Source organism: Roseofilum halophilum BLCC-M91, assembly GCF_030068445.1.
GTDB classification, from domain to species: domain Bacteria; phylum Cyanobacteriota; class Cyanobacteriia; order Cyanobacteriales; family Desertifilaceae; genus Roseofilum; species Roseofilum halophilum.
In genome coordinates, this window is sequence record NZ_JAQPOK010000089.1 from 50065 (window position 1) to 69960 (window position 19896).

The window sequence follows — 19896 nt, forward strand, 5'->3', positions numbered from 1 at the left end:
TTCCGTGGACGGTGCGTTATGCGGAAATATCATTGATTTGTCACCATTCACATTTTCTGACCGCATAACACACCCTACCTATGATGGTGTCGCCCCCGGTAGGGTGTGTTGCGGCGGGAATACACCACAATTTTCACCCAAATATCCACATCGCCGCAACGCACCACATCCCAGATATTGATATCATTTGCATGGTGCGATGATTCAAATTGGCCGATCGCGTAATTATGGATGGTGCGTTATGCGGAAATGCCATTGATTTGTGACGGTTCACATTTTCTGACCGCATAACACACCCTACCTGTTCGACAATCCAAACGTACCATTTATCTATCATAATAATACGATCGCAATTTTCGACGGATTACAATGGCAGAATATCGGCGAGAATATTGGCAGGGGGCAACCTATTTTTTTACACAGGTGACCTGCGATCGCCAGTCCTGGCTGTGCGACGATATGGCTAGGGTAGCGTTGCGACAGGCGATCGAAACGGTTCGCCGTAAACGTCCGTTTCAAATCGATGCTTTTGTCTTATTACCCGACCATTTTCATTGTCTGTGGACGCTACCGGAAAACGATGGGGATTTTTCAACCCGAATGCGTTTGGTCAAAAGCCATGTAACCAGAGCGATCGGCGATCGCTTGAATTTGGAGACGAAAACAACGCGATCGCGCCAATCCCGTCGGGAACGAAATTTATGGCAACGGCGGTTTTGGGAACATCGGGTACGGGACGAACAAGAATTTGCCGCCTATTGCGATTATATTCATATTAACCCGGTGAAACATGGGTTATGTAAATCGCCGACAGATTGGCCGTGGTCAACCATTCATCGGTTTATTCAACAAGGCATTTATCCCCCCGATTGGGGCCAGTAATTTCAATTAAAAATCCCGGTAGGGTGTGTGACGCGCCAGGAAATTTGGCGGGTTGTCAGATTTGTCAAATACCCGCGTCACGCACCATCTCGTTATATTAAGGCTTAGAGACTGTATGGGTAAATTGTTGAAATTCTTCAAGGGTGGGAACGCTTGCTTGATGCCGTTCCAGCGTGTAGTCACCGCTGCCAACTTCGAGTTGCTGAAGGAAGCGCAACATACCAACGACTCCGAGCGAATCAACCAGAGCTTTGTAGCCATTTTTTCTAATTTCAGCTTGTTTCATGGTTTGTATTTTCCTCTTGTAATCGGTTCATCAACCAAACAACCGGATTTTCAACCGGGATAGTGACTATTTCAGGATATTGCTTGGCTTTTCGCAGAAGTCGATCGTCGGTAGTCAGAAAAATATCGACGGACGGTGACTGGGCAAATGCCAAATGCAAGGCATCGTAGAGCTTAAATCCTAGCTGCATCAACTCCTGGGCAGAAGCTTCAATTTCTGGCGTGGAGGAGAGATGGGTTTGAGCAATGGATAAGGTAGCTTCTAGCTGTTCTTGCTTGGATGAATCGGTATTTCTGGCGATTTCAAACCGAATTGCATCACTACTGAGTAGTAACCACTCTCGATCTTCGCATTTTTGGAGGATAGACAGCATTGCTTCAGCTTCAAGTTTGACTCTTGATTGTTGCAAGTCATCCAGTGGACGGTTGAGGCAACAGATATCAGCATAAATGACATAGGTCTGGCTCATGGCTCACCTCGAACGATCTGCAATTCTGCTTTGCCGGTTGCAGCATCCGTAGCGATCGCGGGGATGAATCCATTGGGGTCAAACTTAGGAGCCAATAGCATTCCTTCTTCGACAGCTTCAACGGAAGTCCGGGCAGCAAATTGTGATGACATTAGCACAAAAGAATGAGAATAATAATTATCGCATAATTTGGCAAACTACATCTGTTACAACCAGCGATTTGAAATGGTGCGTTATGCGGAAATATCATTGATTTGTCGCCATTAACATTTTCTGGCCGCATAACACACCCTACCTATGATGGTGTCGCGCGATTTGGAATGGTGCGTTATGCGGAAATATCATTGATTTGTCACCATTCGCATTTTCTGGCCGCATAACACACCCTACCTATGATGGTATCGCGCGATTTGGAATGGTGCGTTATGCGGAAATATCATTGATTTGTCACCATTCACATTTTCTGACCGCATAACACACCCTACCTATGATGGTGTCGCGCGATTTGGAATGGTGCGTTATGCGGAAATATCATTGATTTGTCACCATTGACATTTTCTGACCGCATAACACACCCTACCTATGATGGGATCGCCCCCGGTAGGGTGTGTTACGGCGGGAATACATGATGGGTTTTGACGCAAATATTGACATCGCCGTAACGCACCACCCCCACCGAAAAATTCCATTAATAAATATTGGTTTTACACAGACAAAACCGACCCAGAAAAACATATTATTTCTGGGTGTTTGTGAAATTGGGATGATGTGATGATGATTTTATAAATGACCGTGATGGTGGAAATGTGGAGGCGGTGCGTTACGGCGATTTCCCTTTTCTGGTGGCGCACGAAGGTTTATTGTCGCCGTAACGCACCCTACCTAACTAGTAGTTAGGATAGAGGAAGTTTGGGGGAGTGAGAAGTTTGATGACCCTGTTGCCACAGGGTGGCATAGAGTCCTTCTCGTTCCACCAAATCCGTATGGTGTCCCGATGCGGTAATGCTGCCATGTTCCAGAACAAAGATTTTATCCGCACGCAAGGCTTGGGCGATGCGGTGGGTGATGACTATTACCGTGCGCTTTTGGGCGATGCGATCGATAGTCGCGAGAATTCCCGCTTCCGTCGCCACATCCAGGGCAGATGTGGCTTCGTCGAGAATCAGAATTGCCGGATCTCTCACCAACGCTCTCGCTAGGGCGATTCTTTGCCGTTGTCCCCCCGATAGTTGTCCGCCCCTGTCGCCAACCCGGGTCTCGTAACCTTGGGGTAAAGTTAAGATAAAATTGTGAATTTCGGCTGCTTTGGCGGCGGCTTCTACTTGTGCATCGCTGGCTTCTAAATCACCCATGCGGATATTTTCTCGGATGGAAGTGTTAAATAAAATCACCTCCTGAGAAACCAGTCCGATTTGAGAGCGCAGGGAACGCAAAGTGGCATGGCGTAAATCGATTCCATCCAACAAAATGCTCCCTTTGTCGGGGTCATAAAAGCGCGTCAGTAAGTTAACAATCGTGCTTTTCCCAGCCCCACTCTGCCCGACAAACATCACATACTCGCCGTGACGAATTTTCAGGGATAAGTTTTTAACTCCGACTCTCTCGGTAGAGTAGTTAAAAGTGACAGTATCAAAGCAAATTTCCTGGGAAAAATGCGGCAATGCAACTGCATCCGGTGACTCTTGCACTGTGGGCGTTTCTGAGAAAATATCCGTGATGCGTCGCAGGGCAGCTACACCATCAATAAAAATCGGAATCGAACTGGCTAGGGCAAGAATATAGAGGTTTAAATTGAGGAGCAAAACTTGATAGGAAACGAGAGTCCCTACAGAAATATAATTGTTGTAGGTCATCACCGAACCGATACTGAGGATGGCAAGCTGGGTGAGAACAAAGAGAATGAGGGGAATTCTTTGTACTAAGTAGGACAAAAACATTGCCCGAACATAAATTCGCTGCAAGTCATTCAACTCACGGTCAAACTCTTGAGAAGCGCGAGTCTCCATGCCAAACAGTTTGACCACAGATTGAGAGAGAATATTTTCTTCGAGGAGACTGGAAATTTCTCCTTCTTTTTGCAGCACATGATAACCTTTGGCAGTAGCGATTTGGGCAATGGGTGCAGGAGCAATAACACAGAGGGTAATACCCATCAACGTCAAAGTGGCTAACTGCCAGTTGAGTAAGAAGAGGAAAACCGTAGAAAAGAGGATGTTGCTCATTGCCATAACCACCACGGTTAGCCCCGCCGAGATTAAACCATCTTCTACAGTTTTTACGTCGGAAATGATACATTTAAGAATATCTCCGGCTGAACGTCGTCCAAAAAACTCCATTGACAGACCCTGGAGATGCTCGAATAGAGAGCGGCGAATATTGTTAGTAATAATAATTCCCAATCTGGCTCCTAAAAAATTACCCAGCAAGCCAATGGCAATGTAAAGAATTGCCCCAATACAAAGTAGGGATATGATTAAAACTAAAAGTCGGTAATTTTGAGGGATAATTGCTGCATCAACCAGAAATTTTAAGCTGACTCTCGATACAGAATCAAAGGCCGCATTAAAAATAATGCAGCAAAACATAAGAATAACTTGCCATTTGTAGGGGCCGATATATTTAGCGATGGTTTTGATAAACCAAGTAAGCTGCTGCATGGTTGGTGTAAATGCTGTTGGCAAAAATTTAGACTGCCATCTTCGTGGGTCTAATCCCGACGGTGGGCAATGCTCACGCTATTACTAAAGCAAACTCAAAATCCGATCTCCTGGATTTCGGTGAACTGCCGATGCTTTTATGCCTTTGAGGGCTAGGTGTTTCGATATTTTCTCAATCAGTAGGATGAGCGTTGCCCATCCTACTTTTGAGTCAGTAGGGTGAGAGAGGCTCACCCCAGTTCTTTTCCATTGCAATTAATCACGGGATTGAACGAAAAAGATTAATTGACGGAAAGAAGTATTATGATGCTTTAATTACCAACGCCGCCAGAAGAAAAAAAACATATTAATCATCACCTCCTTTTTGTTTTGTATGGGTTTATTTGCAGAACATTTACTCCGCTTAACGCGGGACGTGTCCCGCCTGAATTGGAATTTTCATGGTGCTTTATCCTTCGGTTAGAGATGGTTTAGAGTGACGCGAAATAATGGCATCGTGCCGTTTTATTTCTTGGCTAGTTTCATTGTCTCTTAAAGAGATTTTAGGATTTTATTTTGAGGTTGAAAGTTTCTGTGGTATTGATTGCCTTGATAAACTCCACATTCATTTTGTCGTTGCAATTTCCCTATTTTTGCATAATTTTTCAGTTTAGTAGTCCGTTTTACAGGAGGATTACCTGTACTTAATGGGATTGATTGCTGATTGAAAATCGCGCTTTTAAAGAAAGATGAAAGATGAGTAGGGGTTGGCACCAGCATCATGTCACGACTCCAATGAATTGACAGTAAATCTACAGTAGTTATTGTGGTCAGGGGAGAGTTATAAATTCCCCCGACGGCACAAAATCAAGCAAAAGGAATGGAAACATAACCGTCTTCCGTATCGACAACGCCAACCGGAAGACCGGGAAAACTCCGGGCTGTCATCTCACTCAAATTGCCCACAGCGGAAATCGCATTCAAAGCGAAATCATTGGGCAAACCCAAACTTGCTCCGATATTTCCTTCCGCGCCCAAAAAGCGGCGCACAACTGGGTCGAAACTATTAACGGCTTCAGCCACATTCTCTGAAGTCAAGTCCAGTTCTACCCCTTCATAAAGGGCGTAAGTCACCCCAGAAACCACATCCTTCCACTGGGATTGGTTTTCATCCACCACCATTGCTAAAGGTTCCTCTCCCAAGACTCCGGGCAGCGGCTGCGACAGGTTTTGCTGTTCGGGAGGTAAACTCAGAAGACTAGAGAGAATCAAGGTTCCATCGCCAGTTATGACATCGAGTTCGCCGTTAATGTAACTATCAAATAGAGTTTGGAAGTTAGTAGAGGTGACGATTTCCGCATTAACGCCCAGAGAGTCCAGTCTTTCTCGCAACCGAGTCTCAGAAGTCGTACCCGCACCGACACCAATGCGACGACCTTCAAGCTGCTCAAAAGAGGTAATGCCACTATCACTGCGAGCCATTACAAATTGAGCGTCGTAAGAATTAATCGGGGCATAATCGACTCCCAACAGGGCATCCCGCTTGAGGTTGTGGGTGGTGTTGCGACTGGTAATATCCACAATGCCGTTGGCAACATCGCTGAAGCGCTGGGCGGCGGATGTCTGAACCACGAACTCCACAGCATTGGGGTCGCCAAATACCGCTGCTGCTACGGCCCGCCCCAAATCCACATCGAAGCCGGTTAAGTTGCCGTTGGCATCGGCAAAACCCAGTCCGGGAGCCTCATTTCTCACCCCGACGCGCACGAAACCTCGGTCTAAAACTTCCTGCAAAATGTTGCGGTTATCGTTATCCACCAAGGGCACGCTGATTGTATCGCTACCGGAAAAGGGCGGATAAAATAGCTGACCTTCTGGTTCCACAAACATCAGTTCGTTGAGATTGCGGGGTAACGCCGTTTCGTCGAAGTTGCGATTGTAAATCTCTTCGTAGTTGCCGATTTGTTGGATGATTTTCCGGGCGAAGTCATTGGAGATTCCCAGGGATTCGCCTAAATTTCCTTCTACTCCCAAGAACCGCTTAATGTCGGTATTGCCATTGAGAAATTCATTCACATTCTGGGAGTTGATGCCAAAAACTTCCGCTTGAATGGGCGCGTTAACTACCCAGCGGACTACATCGGCAAATTCTGACTGGTTTTCCGGGAAAATCAATGCTAACGGTTCTTTACCCAGATTCTCCTCTAAAATCACTTGATTCCCCGGATTAGATAAGGTGGGAATCCGCGAAGCCAGCGCCCCACGATTCATCGAAACTGCCCCAATTTGCCCCGCATCATAAGCAGCAAAGAGGTCATCTTGAGAGGAAAAAGTTTGGATATTTAGAGTTACTCTCGCTCGTTGCGCCGCATCTTCTAAGTTTTGCTGAGAGCGAGTTCCAGCCAATACCCCAATAGTAGTTCCTGGCAATTGTTCCACCGAACTAATGCCACTGTTCCCTCGCACCATTACCCCTTGGGTATCGAAGAACACGGTCGGGGAATAATCCACTCCTAAACTGGCATCGCGGAGAACCGAATGAGCGGGCAAAGTGGCGGCGATATCTGCGGCACCATTAGCAACCGCATTAAAGTCTTGTCCCGCTTCGACAACCACATATTCGATCGCATCAGGATTGCCAAATAAAGCATTGGCAATGGCCCGACTAAAATCAATGCCAATGCCACTAAAAGACCCGTCCGCTTCTCGGTTACTAAAACCAACGGCATCGTCATAGACCGCCACCCGCAAAAAGCCTCGGTCTAAAACCTCTTGGAGGAAAGAACCCTCCCGGGTAGCGCTACCGACAGGGGCGCGACCTTCCGCAGCGCCAAAGTTAAGGTAATGTTGCAAACCGCTAGCAAAATCGCCGTCAGCCACGGCCTCCGCTACGTCGGGGTTAAAGTCGAGATAAAAGCTCTCGTTAAAAGGAATTTGTGGCATCCGCCCTTCGGCTAAACCAAACCTCACCCAATGGTCGTAACCGCTGGCAAGCGAGCCTCGGGCCACGGCCTCCGCTACGTCGGGGTTTTGTTCCAGGTAGGCATTTTCATCGAAGGCCACCAGGTCTGAAGGCATGGCAGCAGCAGAAAACAGGGGTTCGCCAGTTAAAGGATCGGCGAGGGTTCCGTGAGAGTTAGCGATCGCTTCCCAGGAAGGCTCTAGCATTTCTGGGGAGTTAACATATTGAAGATTTGTAGGAGCTATGGGATTTGCCATGATGCGGTTAACGAAAAATGAAATAAGTAGGTAACAACAACAGATGCACTGCTAAGGGCCAATAGATAGGATTAACTTCATCGCTTCTTCTATTAATAAGACTGTTTTGGGTGGCAGTTTGTGAACTTTTTTGCCTCAAAATAGAGAAATTTCTTTTTTGAGCAAGGCCACAAGGCCATTTTCCCCGTAGGTTGGCTGTTGGAAACCCTAAATCAATGGTGTTGGGTTCCACTCCGTTCCACCCAACCTACAACTCTCACCCTTGTCCTTACTTAAGTAGGGATGTTCCATAGAACTTCCCTACTCATTTGGGTTGTGACAAGGTGGGCGTTCAAACAGTTAGGCTTTTGCCTTTTTTCTGCTTCCCAGCATTAAACCGCCCACTGTAATAAAACCTAGTATTAGGCTAGGCTCTGGGACAGAGACCATCTCCGTCCCCTCGATTTCAGTCTCTATCGCTTGAGGAGGAACTGCTGGAGCGGGGCTTGGCTGCTCCGCCACCACCGCCGCCACAACTGGATCGGAGAAAGAGATGTTGTCGTATGTATTCTCAAAGTCATTCAATGTCGAGAATAGTCCGAAATCCCTGAACAAGTTAAACCGATCGCTTGAAACAGACAACAAATGCAACTCCTCCCTAGATAAATCAAACCATAAGTAATCCAAATCGATCGCTCCTCCTCCTAGCTCCTCTAATCCAGCAAGCTCAAAGGATAGGACTTCACCACTTCGGGTTTCAATTATTCCGTTCTCGTCAAGATCCTCACCCTCAAAGGAAAATACTACATATTAGGATACAAATCATCCCAGGTGATTTCCCATGATAAAGGAGCAGCAACAGACTTGAGAGGAGAGGCGATCGCCATTGTCATTCCCAAAGTCAAAGCCGCACACAATTTTTGAGCAGTCTTAACCAACATTATTTCTGACCTCATCAACAATTTTGAACAATTCAACAAAAAAGTAGGATTGACTTCATCGCTCCTTCTATTTAATAAGACAGTTTTGGGTGGCAGTTTGTGAACTTTTCCGCCTCAAAATAGAGAAATTTCTTTTTTGAGGAAGGTGACAAGGCCATTTTCCCCGTAGGTTGGCCGTTGGAGACCCTAAATCAATGGTGTTGGGTTCCACTCCTTTCCACCCAACCTACAACTGCTTTCAGTCGGTTTTAACCGACTTGCGCTATTAGCCAGGGATTTTAATCCCTGGCGGGCGATCGGGTCTAATTGAGAATGGTGCAAGATGTGAGTAGAACACAATGGGGCCTCTGTTGTCATTGCGAGGCGGCGGCAAACACTCGTTAACCTCGTTAACTCAAGAGAGAAACTGGTTAAGCCAGCCGTAGGCGAAGCCTTCTCGCAGAGTAGCAATCTCAGAGATTGCCACGGGGGGAGCGTTAACGCTCAAATGAACGCCATTATTTGGCGCGACCCCCTCTCGCAATGACAGTACCCAAATTTTCGTCAAGGCCAATAGATAGAATTTGTTCCATCTATTAATAAGACAGTTTTGGGTGGCAGTTTGTGAACTTTTCTGCCTCAAAATAGAGAAATTTCTTTCTTAAGGAGAACGACAGGGCCATTTTCCCGATAACAGGGCCATTTTTTCCGTAGGTAAGCTGCTGGGAACCGGAACCCAAGGCCCCCTGAAAGGCAGAGAAAGAAGCTGGGTTCCACCAAATACCGATCGCCCCTTACCGATTAACCTTTTTTTCCCGCGTCCAATCTGGCCTGACGCAAAATAGCACCAGACCCATCTCCCGGGCAATTCAAATTGATATCTATTCTTAATCCGAAGCGATAACCTTGCATTGGCAAAGATAGCCCCGACTGCCTGGGGTCGAAGAATCAAGGCCAACTTACTCCATCGCAATTTAGATTTGAGCCAGGGTTCGGGACTTACGCACAAGGAACAAAGTTTGGGCCTTTGAGATTGCTCTCCCCTCGGCAACGACAGAAATGGCCGTTGGAGTTCTTCTTTTGGCCTCAGTTCTGCTGGATTAACCCTTGTTGGGTTCCGTTTCGCTTCATCCAACCTACTAGAGGCCGGTTCCCCCACCGACAACCCATCCGCACTCGTCTCTTCCACATCCGTTGCCAACGAAGAACCAGAGTCCTCTGCCACTCCCTCATACTCGTTCCATCGCTCTCGCAAAATGGCCCTGGCATTAGAAACCCGCTTGCGGGCAGTCCCCTGAGAAATCGCCAACCGTTCGGCTATCTCCTTGTAAGACAGCTCCTCCTTCCAGTAGAGAAAAAAAGTCTCCCGCAACTTGGGAGATAAATTATTTACCTCTCCCTCAAAAAAAAATTCGAGATCTTGCCGCGTAGCGGCAAGATCTGGTTCTTCTTCCTGGCTAACCCATAGCTCTTCCTTAGCTTCACAGGAAAATAGGCGATCGCGCTTTTTAAGCAGGTTCGTGCAAAGATTATTCACCAATCTGACCAACCACGCCTTCACATTATTAATAGGTTTGCTGCTGGTTCGCCAACCCTCCCTAGCCCTAAGCATAGCCATACCCAGAACATCTTCCGCCTCCGTTTGGTTGCCTCTCATCCGTCGGAGGCAGCAACGGTAGAGACAGCCTTGATGCTGTTGCCACTCCCGCCAAAACACCGAATCAATACCTACAGTTCTTTTGTGCCTATCTAGCATCTTTGTAACTCCTCGTCTCCTTTCGGATACAAAAAAATTAAGCTAGACACCCCGGTTTTCTCAATTCTCTGTTTGCAATTTTGTTACCTCTGATTCTAATATCCAGGTTTGCTGTCGTCAAGAACCCAAGTCACTGTCAAAATTAAAAAGTCTTGGCAGAAGTGCCATGGACATTAGTGGAGTCAAGCACCAAACATGGAATCGAGTATTTTGGTGTGGCTATTAAACAGTAGACAGTAGTTCAGGCTTCTAGCCTGATTAAGGTTAATCTAAAACTAGCTCGATTTTGAGGCAGACGAAAGAGACAAACTTGACATCGGAATTAAAGTCCGATCGCCAGCAGCGTTATAATAACAACGAACTTATGACGTGATTCCACCTCTTCAAGTTGTATATTCATATGCCTAATCAACTCAGACAACAAGCCTTAAACTTTCTACGCATTGCCCTCAATAACCCTGTAGCAGAATTTAGAGAGGGACAATGGGAAGCCATTGAAACCCTAGTCGAAAATCAAGCTCGTCTGCTCGTAGTACAACGCACCGGTTGGGGCAAAAGTCTAGTCTATTTTCTCGCAACTCGACTTCTACGCGATCGAGGAAATGGCCCCACCCTCCTCATTTCTCCCCTACTTGCCCTCATGCGAAATCAAATCGCCGCCGCCTCCAGAATTAACATCAAAGCTGCTACCATTAACTCCAGCAACCCAGAAGAATGGGAATCAGTAACAACTGAATTACTCACAGGAAACATTGATATCTTACTCATCTCTCCCGAACGACTCGCCAACCAAGCATTTCGAGAAACCATCCTCTTACCCATCTCTCAAAAAATCGGCTTATTTGTTGTCGATGAAGCCCACTGTATTTCCGACTGGGGACATGATTTTCGCCCAGATTATCGGCGCATTGTCCGCATTTTGCAAGCCCTACCTCCCAACATTCCCACCCTCGCCACTACCGCCACAGCCAACAACCGCGTAGTTAACGACATTAAACATCAATTAGGGACAAATTTACAACTATCCAGAGGAACCCTCACCCGCAAAAGCTTAAAACTACAAAACATTTATCTTCCCAGTCAAGCCGCGAGAATGGCATGGTTAGCCCAATATCTTCCTTACTTACCCGGAAGCGGCATTATTTATGCATTAACCGTTAGAGATGCCGATCGCGTCGCTGAATGGTTAACAACCCAAAACATCCATGCTCAAGCCTATCATGCTGGGTTAACTAATCAACAACGGGAAAATTTAGAAGATCGACTGCTCAACAACCAAATCAAAGCCTTAGTCGCCACCACCGCTTTAGGCATGGGTTTTGATAAACCCGATTTAGGATTTGTCATTCATTACCAGCGCCCCGGTTCAGTCGTCCATTACTATCAACAAGTCGGACGAGCCGGAAGAGCAGTAGAGCAAGCCTATGGCATTCTTTTAAGTGGTGAAGAAGATGACGAAATCACCGACTATTTTATTGACACAGCCTTTCCTCCAGAAGCCCATAACCAACAAGTTTTGAACGTCCTCAATCAGGCTGAACATGGTTTATCTCTAACTCAAATCGAACAATACTCCAATCTGGCTAGAAAACAAATTGATAAAGTCTTAAAACTCCTCTCTTTAGAATCCCCTGCACCAGTCACTAAACGCGGTTCCCAGTGGTATGCTACCCCCACAGCCATCAACTATCAACCCAACCGCGAAAAAATTGCCCAATTAACCCAAATTCGCCGCGCCGAACAAGCTCAAATGCAAGATTACATGAATAGTCAACAATGCCTGATGGTATTTCTCGCTCAAGCATTAGATGATTTTCATACAACGCCCTGCGGTCAATGTGCTGCCTGCTTAGGTCAAGCCTTAATCCCGGAAACTTACCCCAGAGAATTACTCAATCAAGCGTTGCACTTTTTGCGCCGTAACCATCTTGTAATTGAACCGCGAAAACAATGGAAAGCTCAAGCTTTATCAAGCTATAATTTTTCGGGTAACATTCAAAAAACCTTAATACCAGAACCGGGAAGATCCTTATCTCTTTGGGAAGACGCAGTATGGGGAGAACTCGTCAGAAAAGGTAAGTATCAAGATCGGCATTTTGATGATAGCTTAGTGCAGGGTGTATTAGAGATGATTCAATACTGGCGACCCCAACCTTTTCCCACTTGGGTAACTTGTGTTCCTTCTTTGAAGCGTCCAGAACTGGTTCCCAATTTTGCCCAAAGATTGGCTCACCAGCTCAATGTACCGTTTGTACCCGTGGTGCGAAAAGTGCGACAGAACAAAGAACAAAAAGAGATGAATAACAGTTATCAACAAGCCCATAACTTAGACGGTGTATTTACAATCGACACTTGGTCAGGACTTGGTGGGCCAGTATTCCTTGTTGATGATATTGTAGATTCTCGTTGGACATTTACTGTAATTTCGGCGCTCTTAAAACGTGCCGGAAGTGGTGCGGTGTTTCCCCTAGCTTTAGCCTTAAATTCTTTTTAGAGAGCTGATTATAGAATTATGGAATCTCATTTACTTTCATTAGATACTCAAGCCATTTTACTCCTCTGTGCCAGTTTTGGCGAAGATCGGGTTTCTTTTCCTCAGCCGTTAAAGTTGAGTGAATACAATGCTGTAGTCGGGTGGCTTAAGGAAAATAAAATGCGTCCTGGCGATTTGCTCGATTCAATGGGTAAGGAAAAGCTCCAAAACGCAGCTATTTACAAGCTGGATAATTCTCGCATTGATGCTTTACTAGAAAGAGGATTTTTGTTGAGTTTATCTGTAGAAAAATGGACTCAGCAAGGATTATGGATAGTGGGACGGGGCGATCCTAACTATCCTCAGCGTTTTAAGGAAAGATTAAAACAAAAGTCTCCCCCCATTTTGTATGGAGTGGGACAACAGGATTTATTGGAAAAAGGAGGTCTGGCAATTGTCGGATCTCGTAATGTTAGTCAAGAAGAAATTAATTATACTCATCAAATAACCAAGATCTGCGCTCACCAACATATTCAAGTGATTTCTGGTGGAGCGCGGGGGATCGATCAAGCCTCAATGTTGGGAGCTTTACAAGAATCAGGAACTGTCCTTGGCGTTTTGGCCGATAGTTTAATTAAGACGGCTCTGAATAAAAAATATCGTAGCTCTATTGCTGAAGGAAGATTAACCTTAATTTCTCCTTACGATCCCGATGCTGGCTTTCATGTGGGTAATGCGATGGGTCGAAATAAATATATTTATAGTTTAGCGGATTATGCGTTGGTGGTCACTTCTGATTATGAGAAAGGGGGAACTTGGGCGGGAGCAAAAGAAGCGCTAGAAAAAATTAAGGATGTCCCTGTTTTTGTCAAAGTTGAGAATTTTATCCCCGAAGGAAATCAACAGTTAATGCATCAAGGGGCTAAATCTTTTCCAACCCTTTCTTCTTCTGCTTTGAGTCAATCCTTAAAGGAAGAATTAGAACGGTTTAATTTAGAAACGACTACTGAGGAATTGACGCTCGTGAGCCATCCCATAGAAGAGGATGAAAATAAACAGAAAGAAAGCGCTCCACATCTAGGTCAATTGACGAATGATGTCACTAAAGATGGGGTGAGCAAGCCTCAAGATATTTATGAGGCGGTTTTACCCTTCATTCTGGAAGCCTTATATCAACCTCTCGATCTCAAGTCTCTGGTTAAACGTTTGCAGGTGAGACCAGGACAACTCCAAGATTGGCTGAAGAGAGCGGAGGAGGAGGGGAAGGTGAAAAAAACTAAGAAACCGGTGCGGTATGTGGCTAATATTGAAGAGAATATACTGAATCTATAGTAGTAGCTTGGCAAGCTTAAAACCGTAGGTTGGGTTGAACAACAGCGAAACCCAACTTACACTCTGACTGGAGTTGGGTTGAGGAACGAAACCCAACCTACATTATTACTTATTACTTAACAGTGCAAAGCGCTGTATCCTGCCCACCCTACCCTATTTCCTTGTCTATTTCTTAAAACAATCCTGAATTTTCCTGCTATTGGCTGATTATATGCTAATCCTAGCAAACAAGCATTTATCTTAATGAATGCTTAAAAGAAGATTAAATCTAAAGAGGCGGAAAATGTGTTTAGCAGTGCCCGGAAAAATTATTAGCATCGCTGGTGACGATCCCCTGACAAAAACGGGGCGCGTTAGCTTTGCAGGTGTAATCAAAGAAGTCAGTTTAGCCTATGTGCCTGAAGCCCAGATTGATGACTATGTATTGGTTCACGTCGGTTTTGCCCTGTCAATTGTCGATCAAAGTGAAGCCCAACAAACCCTAGCTGATTTACAACAAATTAATACATTCAGTTAAATAAGATTAAGAACCTAGTCCAAACCCTAGGAAGGTATTAGATGATCGAAGAAGAATTGACTGGACTAGGAACCCAACGAATCACCCAAAAATAATCCCTGCACGATCCTAGAGTTAGCCCAATTGAATCTCTCAGGGGAGTGCCAGTTTTCACCCCCATCAATGAAGTCGAGAAAAACAATAGGATGGTTGTTTTAACTCTCGAATTAAGACCCCCAACCTAGGGAAAAAGGTCAGCAGCCCTGAGCTGTATCCATTCATCTTCAATCGTAGACCGAAAGGACTCGAAACTTATGAACACCAAAAACTATGCAACACTAGACGGCAACGAGGCAGTGGCCCGTGTTGCGTACAAACTCAACGAAGTCATTGCCATTTATCCCATTACCCCTTCATCTCCCATGGGAGAATGGGCCGATGCCTGGATGTCGGAGGGGCGGCCCAACCTATGGGGAACCGTACCCTCAGTGGTCGAAATGCAAAGTGAAGGGGGAGCGGCAGGGGCAGTCCATGGATCGCTACAGGGGGGGTCTTTAACGACGACCTTTACGGCATCTCAGGGGCTGTTGCTGATGATCCCCAACCTCTACAAAATTGCAGGGGAACTGACGGCGGCGGTTTTGCATGTGGCGGCTCGCTCGGTTGCGGCTCAAGCTCTGTCGATTTTCGGGGATCATTCCGATGTGATGGCAACCCGCTCCACGGGTTGCGCTCTGCTGTGTTCGGCATCGATACAGGAGGCTCATGATTTAGCGCTGGTGGCTCAAGCGGCTTCTCTGAAGTCCCGCGTGCCTTTTATTCACTTTTTTGATGGTTTCCGTACCTCCCATGAAGTGCAGAAGATTGAGTTGCTGGAGGAGAGTGTTTTGCGGGCGATCATTGACGATCGCACCGTTTTTGACCACCGATCGCGCGGCCTAACCCCCGATCGCCCCGCCCTGCGCGGAACAGCCCAAAATCCCGATGTCTTCTTCCAAGCCAGAGAAAGCGTTAACCCTTTCTATGATGTCTGCGCCGATGAAATCCAGAAAGCGATGGATCGGTTCGCCGAACTGACTGGACGCAGATATCAACCCTACGAATACCATGGCGCACCCGATGCCGATCGCGTCGTCATTCTCATGGGTTCCGGCTGTGAAGCAGCCCATGAAACCATTGATTATCTGGTGGCTCAAGGGGAAAAAGTGGGCGTGCTAAAAGTTCGCATGTATCGCCCCTGGGATGCCAGTAAATTTATTGGCGCTCTCCCGGAAACGGTTAAGGCGATCGCCGTTTTAGACCGCACCAAAGAACCGGGCGCATCGGGCGAACCCCTCTATCTAGATGTGGTCACCGCTTTCCATGAAAGCGATCGCACTGCGCCTAAAATTGTCGGCGGACGCTATGGCTTATCCTCCAAAGAATTTAACCCCGCCATGGTGAAGAGCGTCTTGGACAACCTCAGCCAAGCGTCACCCAAAAACCACTTTACAGTTGGCATCAACGACGACTTAACCAACACCTCTCTAGAGTACGATCCTAACTTCTCCGTTGAACCCGATAGCGTCGTCCGGGCCATGTTCTACGGCTTAGGTTCCGATGGTACAGTTGGAGCCAACAAGAACTCAATTAAGATTATTGGCGACGATACCGACAACTACGCCCAAGGCTACTTTGTTTACGACTCCAAGAAATCCGGCGCGGTTACCGTCTCTCACCTGCGGTTTGGCCCCGATCCCATTCGCAGCACCTATCTAATCACCCAAGCCAACTTTGTGGGTTGCCACCAATGGACATTCCTGGAAAAACTCCAGGTGTTGGGATCGGCGGCTCCTGGTGCAGTCTTCCTGCTCAATAGTCCCTACGGCCCCGATGAAGTCTGGGATCAATTGCCCTTGGAAATCCAAGAAGTGATAGTGCGCCAAGGTCTGAAATTCTATGTGATCGATGCCAACCAGGTCGCACGGGACACGGGGATGGGAGGTCGCATTAATACGATTATGCAGACCTGCTTCTTCGCCTTAGCGGGAATTTTACCCAGGGATGAGGCGATCGCCCAAATTAAAAAGGCGATCCAAAAAACCTACGGTAAGAAAGGCTCAGAAATTGTCCAACTCAACATCAAAGCCGTCGATCAAACCCTCGATAACCTCTATGAGGTCAACGTCGGCCAAGCCAATAGCACCGTGCATATTATGCCCTCCGTTGGCGATGCTGCTCCCGAATTCGTGCGCGAAGTCGAAGGCATAATGCTGGCGCGACAAGGGGATACCCTACCCGTTAGCAAGCTCCCCTGTGATGGAACCTATCCCACCGGAACCTCGAAATGGGAAAAACGGAACGTCGCCCAAGAAATTCCCGTTTGGGACCCCGATGTATGCGTGCAATGTGGTAAATGTATTGCCGTTTGTCCCCATGCCACCATTCGCGGTAAAGCCTACGATCCCAGTGCCTTAGCCAATGCCCCAGAAAGCTTCAAGTCCATTGATGTCAAAGATAAGGCCTTTTCTGGACAAAAATTCACCATTCAAATCGCTCCCGAAGACTGCACCGGATGCGGCGTTTGTGTGGATATCTGCCCAGCCAAGAATAAATCCATGCCCTCCAAACGGGCGATTAACATGGAGCCTCAAATCCCCTTGCGGGAACAAGAGAGCCAAAATTGGGACTTTTTCCTCGGTTTGCCCAATCCCGATCGCTCCTCCCTCAATTTAGAGCGCATTCGTCAACAGCAATGGCAAGAACCCCTGTTTGAGTTTTCTGGAGCGTGCGCCGGTTGTGGAGAAACGCCCTATATTAAACTAGCGACCCAGTTATTCGGCGATCGCATGGTCATCGCCAATGCCACCGGTTGTTCCTCCATCTATGGCGGCAACCTACCCACCACACCCTACACCGTCAACAGCGAAGGTCGGGGGCCGAGTTGGTCTAATAGCCTGTTTGAAGATAACGCCGAATTCGGTTTAGGCTTCCAGTTAGCCATCTCCAAACATCAAAGCTTTGCCTGCGAACTGGTGCAAAAACTCGCTGGAACCCTAGGGGATAACCTAGTCAGTCAAATCCTCAACAACACTCAAGCCACAGAAGCCGATATTTACGAACAACGGCAATATGTGACCCAAGTGAAAGAAATCCTCGCCGGAAATAGCGACCCCGACGCGCAGCAATTGCTCAGTTTAGCCGACTATTTGGTGAAAAAATCCATCTGGATCGTTGGCGGTGATGGTTGGGCTTATGATATCGGCTACGGCGGTTTAGACCATGTGCTGGCATCCGGGCGCAATGTGAATGTGTTGGTCATGGATACAGAAGTATACTCCAATACCGGCGGTCAATCTTCTAAAGCCACCCCCAGAGGAGCCGTGGCCAAATTCGCTGCCGGTGGTAAACCCGCGCCCAAGAAAGATTTAGGTCTAATTGCCATGACCTACGGCAATATCTACGTCGGTTCCGTGGCTCTGGGGGCGCGAGATGAGCATACCCTGAAAGTCTTCCTAGAAGCCGAAGCCTATGACGGCCCCTCCATGATTATTGCCTACTCCCACTGTATCGCCCATGGTATTAATATGACCACCGCCATGAGCCATCAGAAAGCCATTGTCGAAAGCGGGCGCTGGTTGCTCTACCGGTACGATCCCAGACGCACAGCACGGGGTGAAAATCCCCTACAGTTGGATTCAAAATCGCCCAAGAAAGGCGTTAAAGAATCCATGTACGCCGAAAACCGGTTCAAGATGTTGACCAAAACCAAACCGGAAGACGCAAAACGCCTCCTGAAAGAAGCCCAGCAGGATGTCAATACCCGGTGGGAAATGTACAAATATCTCGCCGAACGGAGCCTGAACTCGGAAGAATAGCTCCCCTTGGAGTGAGAGGACGCGGAGACACGGGGACACGGGGACACGGGGACACGAAGATTTCTATTACTCCCCCATTCCCCCATTCCCCCACTCCCCCATTCCCCCATTCCCCACCCATTACCCATTACCCATTCGTAATACCATGGATTTAACCACTACTTATTTAGGTCTCAATCTGCGATCGCCCATCGTTCCCAGTGCAGCCCTACCGCTCTCGGAAGACATCGACACCATCAAAAGCCTCGAAGATGCCGGTGCTGCTGCTGTTGTTCTCCATTCCCTCTTTGAAGAACAACTCTTGCGGGAAAAATTTGAACTCCACCATCACCTGGAATATGGCACAGAAAGCTTCGCCGAAGCTCTCTCCTATTTCCCCGAACCCGATGAATTTCACGTCGGCCCAGAATTGTACTTAAAACACATTCGCCAAGCCAAAGCAGCCGTCAATATTCCCATTATTGCCAGTCTCAACGGCTTTTCTTCTGGCGGTTGGGTGGAATATGCCAAACTGATGCAAGACGCGGGCGCAGATGCGATCGAGTTAAACATCTATTATGTGCCCACAGACTTCAATATGACCGGCGCACAGGTAGAACAAAACTACATCGACACCCTCAGCGAAGTCAAAAAAGAAGTCACCATTCCCGTTGCCCTCAAACTGAGTCCCTTTTTCAGCAACATGGCCAACATGGCCAAACGGTTTAGCGAAACCGGAGCCGATGGGTTAGTCCTATTTAACCGCTTCCTGCAACCGGATATTAACCCCGAAGATTTAGAAATGGAAGTCGGTTCTGTCCTCAGCAGTACCCATGACTTGCGCTTACCCATGCGTTGGATCGCCATTCTCTATGGTCGCATCGATCGCTGCGATCTCGCGGCCACCAGTGGGGTACAACGGGGTCATGATGTGATTAAACTCCTCATGGCTGGCGCATCAGTGACCCAGGTTTGCTCAACTCTGTTGCGTCATGGCATTGGCCATATCCAAGTGATGGAAGAAGAAATTAACCATTGGATGGAAGAACATGGCTATGAGTCCGTCAAGCAAATGCAGGGTTCTATGTCTCAACTCCATTGTGAGGATGAGTCCGCCTACGAACGGGCCCAATATATGCGGGCGATTACCTCTTATAATCCGACCCACAGTTTAGTCTAGTTCACCCGGTAGGGGCGAAACATTTTTCCGCCCCTACTTGATATCAAACCTTTCGCCTCTTGCCTTGTGCCTAGCGCAAAGCGCTGCATCATTCCCACTGACTCACCTCTTCAACCGATAATCCCAAGGCTTCAGCAACTTGCTCGGTACTCAAACCCATACTCAACAGCCGAGGAATAGCGGCTTGCTGGGCCCGTTCAGCACGGTTAGCTCGTTGGTTAGCTATCTGAGCTTCTTGCTGGGCAAGATCGGCCTGTTGCTGGGCAATACCCGCCTGTTGCTGGGCAATACCCGCCACTTCCTCTGGCGTGGGTATCCAATTGCCCTGGGCATCATACCAGCGTAACCATTGTCGCTTTAATCCATGGTATTTCCCGAACCATAATCCCAGTCCTAATTCTAATTCTGGAAACCAGAATCTCGATTCAGTCA

At 47.3% G+C, this 19896-nt stretch carries 14 protein-coding genes and 1 pseudogene; 6 read left to right on the forward strand and 9 right to left on the reverse strand.

The window, feature by feature from the left end:
* The first annotated feature begins 369 nt into the window (after positions 1-369).
* The gene (locus PJF56_RS12130; RefSeq protein WP_283762938.1) at positions 370-882 is read left to right on the forward strand and encodes an REP-associated tyrosine transposase; all 513 of its coding nucleotides are present in this window, start codon (positions 370-372) and stop codon (positions 880-882) included.
* A gap of 97 nt (positions 883-979) precedes the next feature.
* Here PJF56_RS12130 and PJF56_RS12135 read toward each other — a convergent pair whose 3' ends face one another.
* The 8 genes from PJF56_RS12135 to PJF56_RS12170 all read right to left on the reverse strand — a co-directional run bounded on the left by PJF56_RS12135 (position 980) and on the right by PJF56_RS12170 (position 10147).
* Positions 980-1168: a hypothetical protein gene (locus PJF56_RS12135; protein ID WP_283762939.1), complete on the reverse strand. Its 189-nt coding sequence runs from the start codon at positions 1166-1168 to the stop codon at positions 980-982.
* Positions 1155-1637 carry a PIN domain-containing protein gene (locus PJF56_RS12140; RefSeq protein ID WP_283762940.1) on the reverse strand — a complete coding sequence of 161 codons (483 nt, stop codon included), beginning with the start codon at positions 1635-1637 and terminating at the stop codon, positions 1155-1157. The genes PJF56_RS12135 and PJF56_RS12140 overlap by 14 nt, the downstream gene beginning before the upstream one ends.
* Complete coding sequence (locus PJF56_RS12145; RefSeq protein WP_283762941.1) at positions 1634-1789, reverse strand: hypothetical protein; 156 nt, start codon at positions 1787-1789, stop codon at positions 1634-1636. Before PJF56_RS12145 ends, PJF56_RS12140 begins: the two co-directional genes overlap by 4 nt.
* 741 nt (positions 1790-2530) lie before the next feature.
* Entirely contained in the window at positions 2531-4294 is a 1764-nt protein-coding gene (locus tag PJF56_RS12150) for an ABC transporter ATP-binding protein (protein WP_283762942.1), read from the reverse strand.
* 846 nt (positions 4295-5140) lie between these two features.
* Positions 5141-7492, reverse strand: coding sequence for a transporter substrate-binding domain-containing protein (locus tag PJF56_RS12155; protein ID WP_283762943.1), 2352 nt, complete (start codon positions 7490-7492; stop codon positions 5141-5143).
* 339 nt (positions 7493-7831) lie between these two features.
* Positions 7832-8158, reverse strand: a complete 327-nt coding sequence (locus tag PJF56_RS12160) for a PEP-CTERM sorting domain-containing protein (protein ID WP_283762944.1) — start codon at positions 8156-8158, stop codon at positions 7832-7834.
* A 116-nt stretch (positions 8159-8274) separates the two neighbouring features.
* Positions 8275-8412 carry a hypothetical protein gene (locus PJF56_RS12165; RefSeq protein WP_283762945.1) on the reverse strand — a complete coding sequence of 46 codons (138 nt, stop codon included), beginning with the start codon at positions 8410-8412 and terminating at the stop codon, positions 8275-8277.
* A gap of 640 nt (positions 8413-9052) precedes the next feature.
* Entirely contained in the window at positions 9053-10147 is a 1095-nt protein-coding gene (locus PJF56_RS12170) for an RNA polymerase sigma factor (protein WP_283762946.1), read from the reverse strand.
* Between the two features lie 400 nt (positions 10148-10547).
* Here PJF56_RS12170 and PJF56_RS12175 point away from each other — a divergent pair, with 400 nt between their 5' ends.
* The 5 genes from PJF56_RS12175 (at position 10548) to PJF56_RS12195 (ending at position 19464) form a co-directional block, all read left to right on the forward strand.
* Complete coding sequence (locus PJF56_RS12175; RefSeq protein ID WP_283762947.1) at positions 10548-12641, forward strand: RecQ family ATP-dependent DNA helicase; 2094 nt, start codon at positions 10548-10550, stop codon at positions 12639-12641.
* An 18-nt stretch (positions 12642-12659) separates the two neighbouring features.
* A complete protein-coding gene (locus tag PJF56_RS12180; RefSeq protein ID WP_283762948.1) occupies positions 12660-13952 on the forward strand; it encodes a DNA-processing protein DprA in 1293 nt (430 codons plus the stop codon).
* A 283-nt stretch (positions 13953-14235) separates the two neighbouring features.
* Positions 14236-14469 (forward strand): HypC/HybG/HupF family hydrogenase formation chaperone, encoded by a 234-nt coding sequence (locus tag PJF56_RS12185; protein ID WP_283762949.1) that lies wholly within the window; start codon positions 14236-14238, stop codon positions 14467-14469.
* Between the two features lie 293 nt (positions 14470-14762).
* Positions 14763-18305, forward strand: coding sequence for a pyruvate:ferredoxin (flavodoxin) oxidoreductase (gene nifJ, locus PJF56_RS12190; protein WP_283762950.1), 3543 nt, complete (start codon positions 14763-14765; stop codon positions 18303-18305).
* Positions 18306-18450: 145 nt separating this feature from the next.
* Entirely contained in the window at positions 18451-19464 is a 1014-nt protein-coding gene (locus tag PJF56_RS12195; protein ID WP_283762951.1) for a dihydroorotate dehydrogenase-like protein, read from the forward strand.
* An 88-nt stretch (positions 19465-19552) separates the two neighbouring features.
* Here the strand turns inward: PJF56_RS12195 and PJF56_RS12200 are convergent.
* Positions 19553-19896: pseudogene (locus PJF56_RS12200) on the reverse strand (hypothetical protein); the annotation flags it as partial.